Annotated in this window: 8 protein-coding genes; 2 read left to right on the top strand and 6 right to left on the bottom strand. The window is 69.0% G+C overall.

Annotation, left to right across the window (positions count from 1 at the left end):
- Positions 1–43 precede the first annotated feature (43 nt).
- The 6 genes from pstB to DEI83_RS00525 form a co-directional block, all read right to left on the bottom strand.
- Entirely contained in the window at positions 44–823 is a 780-nt protein-coding gene (gene pstB / locus DEI83_RS00550; RefSeq protein ID WP_111052332.1) for a phosphate ABC transporter ATP-binding protein PstB, read from the bottom strand.
- A 76-nt stretch (positions 824–899) separates the two neighbouring features.
- Positions 900–1979 carry a phosphate ABC transporter permease PstA gene (gene pstA / locus DEI83_RS00545; RefSeq protein WP_111079885.1) on the bottom strand — a complete coding sequence of 360 codons (1080 nt, stop codon included), beginning with the start codon at positions 1977–1979 and terminating at the stop codon, positions 900–902.
- Between the two features lie 20 nt (positions 1980–1999).
- Positions 2000–2950, bottom strand: coding sequence for a phosphate ABC transporter permease subunit PstC (gene pstC, locus DEI83_RS00540; RefSeq protein ID WP_111079884.1), 951 nt, complete (start codon positions 2948–2950; stop codon positions 2000–2002).
- A 161-nt stretch (positions 2951–3111) separates the two neighbouring features.
- Positions 3112–4227, bottom strand: coding sequence for a phosphate ABC transporter substrate-binding protein PstS (locus tag DEI83_RS00535; RefSeq protein WP_111079883.1), 1116 nt, complete (start codon positions 4225–4227; stop codon positions 3112–3114).
- 382 nt (positions 4228–4609) lie between these two features.
- Positions 4610–5557 carry an NUDIX domain-containing protein gene (locus DEI83_RS00530; RefSeq protein WP_111079882.1) on the bottom strand — a complete coding sequence of 316 codons (948 nt, stop codon included), beginning with the start codon at positions 5555–5557 and terminating at the stop codon, positions 4610–4612.
- Positions 5554–7719, bottom strand: a complete 2166-nt coding sequence (locus DEI83_RS00525; RefSeq protein WP_111079881.1) for an RNA degradosome polyphosphate kinase — start codon at positions 7717–7719, stop codon at positions 5554–5556. The genes DEI83_RS00530 and DEI83_RS00525 overlap by 4 nt, the downstream gene beginning before the upstream one ends.
- Before the next feature lie 208 nt (positions 7720–7927).
- Between DEI83_RS00525 and DEI83_RS00520 the strand changes: the two genes are divergently transcribed.
- Together DEI83_RS00520 and DEI83_RS00515 are read left to right on the top strand one after the other, a co-directional pair.
- The gene (locus tag DEI83_RS00520) at positions 7928–8209 is read left to right on the top strand and encodes a pyrophosphorylase (protein ID WP_110824133.1); all 282 of its coding nucleotides are present in this window, start codon (positions 7928–7930) and stop codon (positions 8207–8209) included.
- A gap of 106 nt (positions 8210–8315) precedes the next feature.
- The gene (locus DEI83_RS00515) at positions 8316–13670 is read left to right on the top strand and encodes a DUF6531 domain-containing protein (RefSeq protein WP_111079880.1); all 5355 of its coding nucleotides are present in this window, start codon (positions 8316–8318) and stop codon (positions 13668–13670) included.

Genomic DNA, 13670 nt, shown 5'->3' with positions numbered 1-13670 from the left:
CCGGGCCTCCCGTCCGATGGTCAGCGGACCGACCGGCGGTCGATCACCCGAAGCGACCCGAGACGTAGTCCTCGGTCGACTTCACCGACGGGTTCGAGAAGATCGTCGCGGTGTCGTCGAACTCGATGAGGTGGCCCGGCTGACCGGTGCCCGCGATGTTGAAGAACGCGGTCTTGTCGCTGACGCGCGAGGCCTGCTGCATGTTGTGGGTCACGATGACGATCGTGAACTCCTTCTTCAGCTCCTCGATGAGGTCCTCGATGGCGAGGGTCGAGATCGGGTCGAGCGCGGAGCACGGCTCGTCCATGAGCAGCACGTCCGGCTGCACCGCGATCGCCCGGGCGATGCAGAGGCGCTGCTGCTGACCACCGGACAGGCCCATGCCGGGCTTCTCGAGGCGGTCCTTGACCTCGTTCCACAGGTTCGCACCCTGGAGCGAGCGCTCGACGATGTCGTCGGCCTCGGACCGCGAGATGCGCTTGTTGTTGAGCTTGACCCCGGCCAGCACGTTGTCCTTGATCGACATCGTCGGGAACGGGTTCGGGCGCTGGAAGACCATGCCGACCTGGCGGCGGACGATGACCGGGTCGACGCCGGGGGCGTACAGGTCGTCACCGTCGACCTTGACCGAGCCCTCGACGTACGCACCGGGGATGACCTCGTGCATGCGGTTGAGGGTGCGGAGGAAGGTCGACTTGCCGCAGCCGGACGGGCCGATGAAGGCGGTGACGGTGCGGGGCTCGATCGTCATGTCGACGCCCTCGACGGCCTTGAACTTCGAGTAGTAGACGTTGAGGCCGTCGACCTCGATGCGCTTGGACACGTGGATCCTTCTGGGTTGGGTGGTCGAACCGCTGGGGCGGGAAGTCGGTGGAGGGGTGCTCGGGATCGCTTCCGCGCTAGCGCGGGAGCTTCGGGGCGAAGAGGCGGGTGATGAAGCGGGCCAGCAGGTTGAGCAGCATCACGATGAGGATGAGGAGCAGCGCTGCCGTCCAGGCCCGGTCGACGAACGGCACCGGGTTGGCGCCCTGCTGCGAGTACTGGGTGTAGGCGAACACCGGCAGCGTCATCATCGGGTCCCCGAACAGGTCGTAGTTCATGCTCGACGTGAAGCCGGCCGTGACGAGCAGCGGGGCGGTCTCACCGATGACGCGGGCGATCGAGAGCATGACGCCCGTCGTGATGCCGGCGAGGCTGGTGGGGAGGACGACCTTCACGATCGTCAGCCACTTCGGGACGCCGAGTGCGTAGGACGCCTCGCGGAGTTCCATCGGGACGATCTTCAGGACCTCCTCGGTGGACCGCACGACGATCGGGATCATCAGCACCGCGAGGGCGATGGAACCGACCAGGCCGAAGCGGGCGCCCGGGCCGAGGATCAGCGCGAAGAGCGAGTAGGCGAACAGACCGGCGACGATCGAGGGGATGCCGGTCATCACGTCCACGAAGAACGTGATGCCCCGGGCGAGGACGCCCTTGCCGTACTCGACGAGGTAGATCGAGGTGAGCAGGCCGATCGGGACGCTGATGAGCGCCGCGAAGAGCGTGATCTCGAGCGTCCCGATGAGGGCGTGGACCGCGCCGCCACCCTCGGAGATCACGCCGCGCATCGAGTACGAGAAGTACTCGGCGTCGAAGCGGGCCAGCCCCTTGGCGAGCACCGTGTAGAGCAGGGAGACCAGCGGCAGCACGGCGATCACGAAGGCGGTGACGACGAGCGAGGTGATGAGCCGGTCCACGGCCTTTCGTCCACCCTCGACGATCCGGGAGAGGACGACGATGAGGACGTCGAACAGGACCGTGCCGAGGAAGACCGCGGCCACGATGTTGAAGTCCTTCGTGGCGCCGCTGGCGGCGAGCAAGGCGAACACCAGGCCGAGGGCGACCCAGCTGCCGACGAGGAGCAGCCACGGGACGGACTTGTGGAGCTTCCCGTTGGCGAAGACGTTGCCGGCGGGCTGACGGAGTGCGAGGGACATCGGGTGTGCGACCTTTCCCGTCAGGAGACTCGCTTGCGGACGATGTACCGCGCGAGCATGTTGATGACCAGGGTGATGACGAAGAGGATCAAGCCGGAGGCGACCAGGGCGTTCAGCGCCGTCCCGGAGGCTTCGGCGAACTGCAGGGCGATGTTCGCCGCGATCGTCGACGGGTTGAGCGATCCGATCAGGTTGAAGGTGATGTTCGTCGACACCGACAGGACCAGTGCGATCGCCATCGTCTCGCCGAGCGCGCGTCCGAGGCCGAGCATGATCGCGGACACGATGCCGGACTTGGCGAACGGCAGGACGGACATCCGGATCATCTCCCAGCGCGTCGCTCCGAGCGCCAGCGCCGCTTCCTCGTTGAGGGTCGGCGCCTGCAGGAAGATCTCGCGCATGACCGCGGTCATGATCGGGATGGCCATGACCGCGAGGACGATCGAGGCGGTCAGGATGGTGCGGCCCGTGCCGGAGACCTGTCCGGAGAACAGCGGGATCCAGCCGAAGTGTTCGTTGAGGAACTCGTAGAACGGGCGCACGAACCGAGCCAGCACGACGATGCCCCAGAGGCCGTAGACGACCGAGGGGACCGCGGCGAGCAGGTCGATGACGTACCCGAGCACCGGCGCCAGACGGCGCGGCGCGTAGTGCGAGATGAAGAGCGCGATGCCGAGCGACAGCGGCACGGCCATCACGAGGGCCAGGAACGCGGACCACACCGTGCCGAAGACGAGCGGGCCGACGTAGTCCCAGAAGTTCGCCGCGTCGTTCGGCAGGTCGCCCGCCTTCGCGGAGAACGCCGGGAGGCTCTGCCAGACGAGGAACGCGGCCACGAGCGCGAGGACGAAGAGGATGAGACTGCCCGCCACGACGGAGGCGGTGGAGAACACCCGGTCGCCGATACGGACGACGGCTTTGGGCTTCGACGGGGTGGCGGTGTCCTGGTCTCGGACCGGTGCGGTCGTCATGGGGCTCCTGTCGGAGGATCGCGCCCGGGGTGAACGCGAGGGGTTCGGGGGAGAGGTGATCGTGCGGGTCACGACGGGCGCGGAGGCAGCTCGCGTCGGGACGGGCGAGAGCCCGGACGCCGGTCTGATGGGTGGGACCGGCGTCCGGGCGCTAGCGGGACTTACTTGATGGACTCGACCGCTGCTGCGGCCTTCTCCGACAGCTCGGACGACAGGGCGGCCGACTTGGCCTCCGTCGCCGCGGCCTTCTGCGCGTCCTCGGACACGACGTAGCCGAGGTACGCCTTCACGAGGTCGGCCTTGTCCTTGTCCTCGTACTCCTGGCACGCGATCGCGTAGGAGACGAGCACGAGCGGCCAGGCGCCCTCAGCGGTGTCCTTGCGGTCGATGTCGATCGCGAGGTCGTTCTCCTCGCGGCCCGAGGCCACGTCGGAGTCGGCCACGACCTGGGCGGCACCCTCGGCGGAGAGCTCGGTGGCCGTGTCGCCGACCATCAGCTTCGCCTTGTCGAGGTCACCGGCGCCGGAGTCGTCGATGTAGGTGATGGCGTTCGAGGCGCCCTGCATGGCCGAGGCCACACCCGAGGTGCCCTTCGCGCTGTCGCCGACCTGGAACGGGAAGGTCTGGCTCGGCTCCTCGGTCCACACGTCGGGGGCGTTCGCCGCGACGTACTCGGAGAAGTTCTGCGTGGTGCCCGAGTCGTCCGAGCGGTGCACGACGGTGATGTTCGACGACGGCAGGTCCACACCGTCGTTGAGCGCGGCGATCTCGTCGTCGTTCCACTTGGTGATCTTGCCGGAGAAGATGCCCGCGATGCTCTTCGCGTCGAGGGTCAGGTCCGAGACGCCGTCGACCTTGTAGGCGATCGCGATCGGGGAGATGTAGACGGGGATGTCGATGCCCTTGGAGTCCGCGGCGCAGTTCTTGAACTCGCCGGAGAGCTCCTCTTCCTTCAGCGCGGCGTCGGAGCCGGCGAAGTCAGCGGCACCGGACATGAAGTTCTCGCGCCCGGCACCGGAGCCGTCGGGCGTGTAGTTCACCGTGACGCCGGAGGCCTGCTCCTGGAAGCCGGCGGCCCAGGTGGCCTCGGCGGTCTGCTGCGCGGAGGAGCCCGAGCCGGTGAGGGTGCCGGAGAGGTTCGAGTAGTCGACACCCGAGGAGGAGGCGGACGACGAGGTGTCGCTGCCCGCGGTGTCCTCGTTCGCCGCGCAGGAGGAGAGCACGACGGCGCCGGCGATCGCGATTGCCGCGACCGAGCCGATTCGCTTGATGTTCACAGGGGTCCCTTCGGGAATGTAAGTGCAGTGGGACCGCTGTGTGGTCCCCGGGCCGGTGCTGACCCGGGAGTGACTGTAGGGACGAGAGGTGACCGGGATGACGCCCTCTGGTGAACGGAAGGTGAACGCGGGGTTCATCCGGTGCGGGTCGACGGACACCGGGGGCGGGCGCGGGCAGGATCGGGGCACGCTGCCCTGCGGACGGGAGGTCGCGGGGACACTCCGGGTCCGTCACCGGACGGAGGTGCTCCCGTCCGCGTGCAGCGGCAGAGTGCCGGCCGTGCCGGCCGTGCCGGGTTCACCGGCCCTGCCGCCCTGCCGGCCTTGCCGCCCTGCCGACCCTGCCGGTCTCTCGACCCGTTCAGCCCGCGAGATCGGCGTGTCAGGCGCTGACGGTGTTGCGGTGCGTCTCGACCGCGACGAGCTTGCGGCCAGCGATGTGCATGACGGCGAAGTCCCCGACCGAGAGCATCGCGGCACGGCGGAGGTCGAACCGCGAGCCGTCGTCAGCGGTGTCGGTCGCGATCCTGGCCACGATGTCCGGCAGCACGGGTCCGTGCGAGCACAGCACCGCGGACTTGGCCTTGTCGAGGCGCTTCCGGATGACGCCCTTCACGTCGGCGGTCCCGCGCTCGTGAGCGTCCTGGCTGATGTCGGGGGTGTCGGAGACACCGAGCTTCGTCCTGGCGGACAGCGGTTCGACGGTCGCGAGGCACCGCGCCGCTGTGCTGCTGACGATCTTCTTCGGACCGAACGCCGCGACCGGTGCCGCCACGGACTTCGCCTGCGCCCGGCCGACCGGCAGGAGTGGGCGGGTCGCGTCGGGCCCGTCCCAGTCCGAACCGGGCACCGTCTTCGCGTGCCGGAGCGCGATCAGGGCGAAGGTGTCGTGCTCGCCCGCTGCCGCCCGCTCGGCGAAGCGGTCGAGGATCGCCACGTCCCGCTCGTAGGTGAGTCGTGCGCGGGCGTCGTCGATCGACACCCACTCGACCGCGGCGACCTCGTCGTTCGGACGGAAGGCGCCCGCCCGCTCGAACTCCTTCCGGCTCACCCGCGCCGACCAGTAGTGCACGACCTTGTCGCGTCCGCTGGGCAGGACGTACTCGGCCCGACCGAGGGGAGCACCGAGGTGCACGCGGTACCCGGTCTCCTCGTCGATCTCACGTACGGCGGCCTCGGGGACGCTCTCGCCCGGATCGACCTTGCCCTTCGGGAACGAGACGTCCTTGTGGTGCTCCCGGTGGATGAGGAGCACGAACGGGACCCCGTCCTGCTCACGCCACACCACGGCCCCGGCCGCGACGACCGGGCCTGCCTGACCGCCACTCACCGGGTCGAGCGCTTCCGGGCCGAGATCGTCCGCATCTGCACGTTCTGGGCGTCGTCGAGCGGACGTCCGTCCCCGTCCGTCGAGTGGCGCGTCCACTCGCCGTCCGACTCCAGGTGCCAGGAGCTGGTGGTCTCGGCCATCGCCAGGTCGAACATCTCCTGGACCTCGTTGATGTGCGCCGGGGCCGTGAGCCGCACCAGGGCCTCGACGCGACGGTCGAGGTTGCGGTGCATCATGTCCGCGCTGCCGATGAAGACCGCCGGGTCACCGTCGTTGTGGAAGGCGAAGGCCCGGGAGTGCTCCAGGTACCGTCCGACGATGCTCCGGACACGGATGGTCTCGCTCACCCCTTCGAGCCCGGGCTTCAGCGAGCAGATCCCACGGACCCAGACATCGACCGGGACGCCGGCCTGGCTCGCCAGGTACAGCGCGTCGATGATCTGTTCGTCGACCATCGAGTTGACCTTGATGCGGATGCCCGACGGCTTGCCGTCGCGGGCGTTCTGCGCCTCCGTCTGGATGCGCTTGATGAGGCCCTTCCGCAGGTGCAGCGGCGCGACCAGCAGTCGCTTGAACTTCTTCTCGATCGCGTACCCGGACAGCTCGTTGAACAGGCGGGTGAGGTCCTTGCCCACGGTGTCGTCCGCGGTGAACAGGCCCATGTCCTCGTAGATCCGCGAGGTCTTCGGGTTGTAGTTGCCCGTGCCGATGTGGCTGTAGTGCTTGAGCGTGCCGCCCTCCTGGCGGATGACGAGCACCAGCTTGGAGTGCGTCTTCAGCCCGACCAGGCCGTAGACGACGTGCACGCCGGCCTTCTCGAGCTTCCGGGCCCACGTGATGTTGTTCTGCTCGTCGAAGCGCGCCTTGATCTCCACCAGGGCGAGGACCTGCTTGCCGGCTGCTGCGGCGTCGATCAGGGCCTCGACGATGGGGGAGTCGCCCGACGTGCGGTACAGCGTCTGCTTGATCGCGAGGACGTTCGGGTCGGCGGCGGCCTGCTCGAGGAACGCCTGCACGCTGGTCGCGAAGGACTCGTACGGGTGGTGGACCAGGACGTCGCGGCTGGCGATCGCGCGGAACAGGTCGGGCTTCGTGTTCGGCTCGCCCGGCTGGAACTGCACCGGGGTCGTCGGGACGTGGCGCGGGTAGTGCAGATCCGGGCGGGCGATCTTGGCGATCTCGAACAGCCCGCCGAGGTCGAGCGGCGACGGCAGGCGGTAGACCTCCTGCTCGGTGATGTCGAGCTCGCGCACCAGGAGGTCGAGCGTCACCGGGTCCATGTCCTCGGTGATCTCGAGCCGGATCGGCGGGCCGAAGCGACGGCGGAGCAGCTCGCGCTCGAGCGCCTGGATGAGGTTCTCGGCCTCGTCCTCCTCGATCTCGACATCCTCGTTGCGGGTGATCCGGAACACGTGGTGCTCGAGGACCTCCATTCCCGGGAACAGGTCCGGCAGGTGGTTCGCGATGAGGTCTTCGAGGGGGATGAAGCGCAACCGCCCCGAGTTGTCGTCCGGGAGCTTGATGAAGCGCGGGTAGTTCTGCGGCACCTTGAGGCGCGCGAACTCCTGCCGCTGCGACTTCGGGTTGCGCACCCGCACCGCCAGGTTGAGCGAGAGGCCGGAGATGTAGGGGAACGGGTGTGCCGGGTCGACCGCGAGCGGCATGAGCACCGGGAAGATCTGCTCGCTGAAGTACTCACGCATCCGCAGGCGGTCGTCCTCGCCCAGGTCGGACCAGTGCTCGACGTGGATGCCGGCGGCGTCGAGGTCGGGCTTGAGCGACCCGATGAAGGCGTTGGCGTGCCGTTCCTGCAGCTCGTGCGCCTTCATCGCGATGTCGCGCAGGACGTCGCTCGGGGCGCGACCGACGTTGGTGGGGACCGCGATGCCGGTGTCGATGCGGCGCTTCAGGCCGGCGACGCGGACCATGAAGAACTCGTCGAGGTTCGACGCGAAGATCGCGAGGAAGTTCGCACGCTCGAGCAGCGGCTGCGTCCGGTCCTCGCCCAGTTCGAGCACGCGCTGGTTGAAGCGGAGCCAGCTGAGCTCACGGTCGAAGTACCGGTCCGAGGGAAGCGACTCGTGCTCGATCTCCACAACCTCGTCGAAGTCGTCGAGGTCGTTCGCGACGGAGTCGCCGTCCAGCTGCGGTTCGGTGTCCATGGCCACATCCTGCCACCAGCACCCTGCACCGGGAGCGGCCCAGGTTGCGCCTGTGGAGACAGCCGGTGAACGAGCCGTTGTCGGAGGCCGGATCAGCCGTCCACAGGAGGGTACGAGCGGGTGGACGAATCGGTATGGTGGTGCGCGTCAGAGCCTCCGGGGGATCTTCTGCGCGGGGGTGCAGGTACGAAGAGAAGAGGGGTTCACCATGTCGCGTGTGCTTTCGACCGAGCAGGCGAAGACCGCCATCCGTCAGATCCAGTCCATCGTGAACGGTGGGTTCACGGACCAGATCTCGCAGCTCGATGCGCAGGGGCGCATCCTGTCCGACTCGAACGTGTGGGACGGCCCGTTGGCGTCGAACTTCCGTGGTTCGACGTGGCCGGAGACCAAGGCTGCGTTGGACAAGGCGAAGACGGAGCTGGAGCAGCTCCGGACGCAGCTCGACAAGATCTCGCAGGACATCTTCACCGCGGGTGGCGGCGCGTAACACCGCATGACAGCGCCCGGGCCGTCGACGAGTTCGGCGGCCCGGGTTCCCGCGTTGGACGCGGACCATCACGACCAGCACCACTTCTTCCGGGGGGACGACAACCGTGTCAGGACAGCTGCACGCCAACACCGATCCGATCGAGTTCGACGACGCCACTGCTGACGCGCTCGCCAGTGCCATGCGCAGCGCGGCGAGTGCGATCGACGGCCAGAGCGGGAGTCGTCAGTCGTACGTGTCAACGGCCTCGCATGAGTTCCGCGGCCACTTCTCGGAGTTGTTCACCGAGAACGCGACCATCGCGAAGAGCGACGGCACGACCATCTCCGACATGATGCGCACGGTTGCCGGCTGGGTCGACCAGATGAAGACGGCTGCCGCGGAAGAACGCGAACGCCGTCGCCAGGCCCGTGAGTGGCAGGAGCAGCAGGCTGACCGCAACGGGTTCGAGAAGTGGTGGGACGACACGTTCGGCACCGGGAACTCGCCGGACATCGAGAACAAGCCCGCGCCGGCCTTCGGTTCTGCGGACGTGCAGCCGAAGTCGAGGCAGACGCCCTCGCCGGGTTCCGGCGGCGGCGCAAGGGGCGGGACGTCGTCGGCGAAGCCAGAAGACCTCCGGTCCTTCGCCACGGGCTCCGCGACGTTGAACACCGAGCTGTCCGGGAAGCCCGCAGTGCTCCGTGGCAAGCTGTCCGACTTCGCGTCCCGCTGCTCGTGGGGAACGATCACCGCCGACGGGCTCGTCACCGGCTTCGATCGGTGGCTCGTAGCCAACGACCAAGACGTCGCCTGGGCGAAGACCATCGCCGACGCCTTCGCCGCCGCCGGGGGTGAGGGCTCGGTCTCGACCGTGTCCGACGCAGCGCTCGGCGCAGCCCTGCAGTCTGCGGGCGTGTCGGCCAACCGGACCGACCTGCAGATCGACCCGCCCACCGCCTACGGCGCGCAGCCGACGACCGGCTACTCGATGGACCCGATCAACACGACGACCGGCAACTTCCTCGAGCCGGAGCTCGACCTCTCCTTCGACGGCGCATCCGCGTCCCTCCGGATCTCGCGCATGTACAACTCCCTCGATCAGCGCGTCGGGGTGTTCGGTCCGGGGTGGGCGTCCGTCCTCGAGACCCGGCTGCTCCTCGATGACGAGGGCGCGTCCTTCGTCGGCGCCGACGGCCGGCTCGTCCGCTTCCCCCGGTCCGGCAGCGGTTGGGCGCGCGGTGTCGGCGAGAACCGGTGGCTCGCGGCGGAGGGCGAGCTCCTGGTCGTGCGGGACAACGAGGGTGGCCGCATCGACTTCACCCCGGCTGGTCTCTGGGTCGGCGAGTGCGACGGACCCGGTACCGCCGTGTCTGTGGAACGCGACGCTGTCGACGCGGTCGTGCGTCTCCGGCACGAACGCGGTCGCTCCGTGGACGTCGAGTACGTCGACGGCCGTGTCGCCGTCCTGCAGGCCTCCGACGGACGCCGGGTGGAGTACGAGTACGACGACCGCGGGCGCCTGGTCTCGGCCACGACCCCACTCGGGACCAGGACGTACGGTTGGGACGACGACGACCTCATCGTGACGGTCACGAGTGCCGACGGCGTGCTCGAGGTCGACAATGTGTACGACGGGCAGCGTCGTGTCGTCGAGCAGACCAGCCCCCACGGCCGTCGGGTCCGGTTCGCCTACCTGCCCGGCCGCGTGACCGTGGTCTCCGATCAGGACGGAACGCGATCGAACGCCTGGATCGCGGACCCGAAGGGCCGACTCGTCGGGGTCATCGACTCGGATGACCGTCGACAGTCGATGAACTACGACCCGCACGGCAACCTCGTGTCGGCGACGGAACGCGACGGCTCGGTCACCGTGCACGCCTACGACGCACGGGGTCGGCGCACGAGGACGGTCACGCCGACCGGTGGTGACCTCACGTACGGCTACGACGACGCCGACCGCGTCACGACCGTGGTCACGGAGAGCGGCAGCGTCGTCACGTACGAGTACGAGGGTGACGAGCGTGACCCGTCGGTCATCACCGACCCGATGGGAGGCCGGACCGAACTCACCTGGGAGCGCGGCCTGCTCGTGCGGGTCGTCGACCCCGCCGGTGTCACGCTCAGCCTCGACCACGACGCGTCGGCTGAGCTGGTCGCCGTGACGAACGCAGCCGGGCACATCGCACGGATCGAGCGGGACACCGCCGGTCACGCCGTCGCGACCATCAGCCCCACCGGCGCCCGCACGGAGTACCGCTACGGTGCCGCCGGTCAGGTCGTCGCTCGCCGAGACCCCGACGGCGCGACGTGGACGGTCGAGTACACCGCGGGTGGGCGCGTCAGCGCCGTCACCGACCCGATCGGTGCGCGGACCGTCCTCGCCTACGGCTCGGACGGCGAACTCGCCTCCACGACCGACGCGCTCGGACGGACCACTCGTCGGACGTACGACGACCAGGCCAACCCGCTGCAGGTCACCCTGCCGAGCGGTGCATCCTGGACCTTCGCGCACGACGCCTTGTCGCGCCTCCAGTCCGTCGTCGATCCCACCGGCGCAGTGTGGCGCCGGGAGTACGGGGTCAACGGCGACCTGCGCGCCGTGACCGACCCCACCGGTGTCCGCACGGAGTTCTCGGATGACCCGGCCACCGGTATCTCCACGTTGTCGGACGCGTTCGCGACGACCACGGTCCGGTCCGACGAGTTCGGACGCCCCGTCGAGGTGAGGTCCGATGAGACCGGTTCCGAACTCGTCACGTACGACGCGTGTGGCCGACCGGTCGAGCTCGTGGACGGTGAGGGTGGCCTCACCCGCATCGAGCGCGACATGAGTGGTCGTATCAGCGCCATCGTGTCGCCGAGCGGCGGGCGGACGACCTTCGAGTACGACGCCTGTGGCCGACCTTCGGCCGCCACCGACCAGCTCGGGGCCCGGACGACGATCACCTACGACGCAGACTCACGGGTCGTCGCGCGGACCCTGCCGACGGGGGACGTCGAGCGCATCGAGTACGACGTCGTCGGGCGCGTCGTCGCGCGGACCGCACCCGGAGAAGGAACGGCTCGCTACCGCTGGGACGCGGCCGGGAGGCTCGTCTCCGTCCACGACGCACGTCACGGTCGACGTCGGTTCCGCTACGACGCCGCGGGTCAGCTCACCGAGGCCGAGAACGGCGTCGGTGGAGTGACCGCCTACACGTACGACGTCGACGGGCGCCTGACCAGCGCGACTGACCCGGTGGGCGGCATCACCCGGTACACCTACGACGGCGCCGGACGGCTGACTGCCATCACGGATCCGCTCAGCAGGACGACCACCGCACGACTCGACGCCGCCGGCCGCCGCGTCCAGCAGACGGACCCCGACGGCGGGGTGGTCGAGTGGGCGTACGACGCTGCAGGACGTGAGCAGCGGCTCTCGGTGGACGGCGCCCTCGTGGCGGAGACCACGCACGACAGGGCTCGCCGGGCGGTCGTCGTCACCGACCACACGCGTGGCCCCGGACGGGACATCGAGCACGAGTTGTGCTTCGACCGGCGGGGTCTGCTCATCCGGCGGAGCCGTGGTGGGCGGGCGATGTCGTGGGAGTACGACGTCGACGGCCGTCGTGCTGCGCGGACGGACCCGGACGGCAACCGCACGACATGGCGCAGGGACGCCGCTGGCCGCGTCGTCGGCGTCGAACGGGAAGGGCTCACGCCCGCCGCCTTCACCCTGGACGCACTCGGCCGCATCGTCCAGGCCTCGACCGGTGACGTCGTCCAGTCGTGGTCGTACGAGCGCGGGTCGCTCGTCGAACACACCGTGACCACGCCGGAAGGCGGTACGACGACCCGCATCGACCACGACGAGGACGACCGCATCGCGGCGATCACCGGTGCGGACGGTCACCGGACCTACGTCCACGACGCCTCGGCGCAGCTCGTCAGCGCACTCGACGACAGCGGCCGTGGTCGGACCTGGCGGTACGACGCGGCCGGACGCCTCGTCGCCGAGACCGTCGACGGTGCGGAACTCCGGCACGAGTACGACGCTGCCGGGCAACTCGTCGCCACCACCGGTGCCGACGGTGCGCGGACCGAGTACGTGCACGACGGACTCGGTCGGCGCGTCCGACGGACTGCTCCGGACGGTTCGACCACCGAGTACGCATGGTCGGACCTCGGGTTCCTGGCCGGCGTCGTCGAACGGGACGCGACGTACGACGAGACCGGCCGACTCGAGGTGTGGACCGACGCCCTGGGCGAGGTCGCGGAAGTCGGAGGATCGGACACCTGGTGGGACACCGCTGCGGGTGTCCCGGTCCTGGCCTCCGTCGGCGCGACGCCTGTCCTGGAGGCTCCAGGCGGGATCGTGGCCATCGACGGGAACTGGACGGCATCGACCTGGCGCGGGGCGCGTGCGACCGATGCGACCGACCCCTGGGTGCTCCTCGCATCGACGAACGGGATCGGCGGCGGAGCGGCCCTGCCGTCCGGCGTCGGGCTGACCCCGGGCGGCAGCTTGAGCATCGCCGGAATGGAGTGGCTCGGGGCCCGGGTGTACGACCCCGTGGCGAAGGGCTTCCTGTCGACGGACCCGCTCGCTCCGGTCGTCGGAGCTGGGTGGTCGGGGAACCCCTACTCGTACGCGGGGAACGACCCGCTGCACGAGGTCGACCCGCTGGGGCTGCGGCCGGCTACGGACAAGGACCTGCAGGCGTACCGGGATGCGCACCAGGGCGTGCTCGGACGAGCAAAGCAGATCCTCGACGACAACGCTGATGTCATCGGGAAGGTGGCGGTGGGACTCGGCGTCGTCTTGGCTGTGGCGTCGCTCTTCACGCCGGTCGGTCCGCTGACTGTGTTGGCGATGGTCGGAGCTGGAGCGACTATGAGCGGAGGACTGTCGGTCTTGCAGCAAAAGTCGGAGGACGGCAAGGTTGATTGGGGCAAAGTCGGCATCGACACCGCCATCGGCGGCGTGACCGGTCTCGTCGGCGGTGGGGCAGCGAATCTGCTCACCAAGGCGGCACCAGCGGTGGAAGCATTCGCCGCGCCGGCCGTCTCGCGTATCGGCAGCCCACTCCTCCGACAGGTTGCAACTGCGACGGCGGGGGAGGCAGGGCGTTCAGCACTGGCCGCAGGTGCTCAGGGTGCGACGTCGAACGGGCTTTCCTATCTCGCGGATGGTGACAAGCACGGCAAATCGGCCGCCGAATTCTGGGACACCACGGCCGACGGCTTCAAGCTGGGTATGGTGGCCAGCGGTGCATCGAGTACTCTCGCGCCGCTTGCGGCGAGGGCTCCTGGGCTTTCTGCACTGCCAGGTATGGGCAAGGCGCTGGAAACGGCCACGGATCATGTCGTCAACGGCGCGGCGAGCGTGGTCAATGAGGTGACGAAGCCTGCAGATCCGGGCGACGGTCCCTCGATCGAACAACTCAGGAACTCTTTCCTGGGCGGCGTGATGCAGGGGGCGGAAGGGCCCAATCGCTGA

The sequence above is a fragment of the Curtobacterium sp. MCBD17_021 genome, from assembly GCF_003234525.1.
Taxonomy (GTDB): domain Bacteria; phylum Actinomycetota; class Actinomycetes; order Actinomycetales; family Microbacteriaceae; genus Curtobacterium.
Note: the sequence above shows the minus strand (reverse complement) of the source record. Positions and strands in the feature narration are given on the sequence as shown.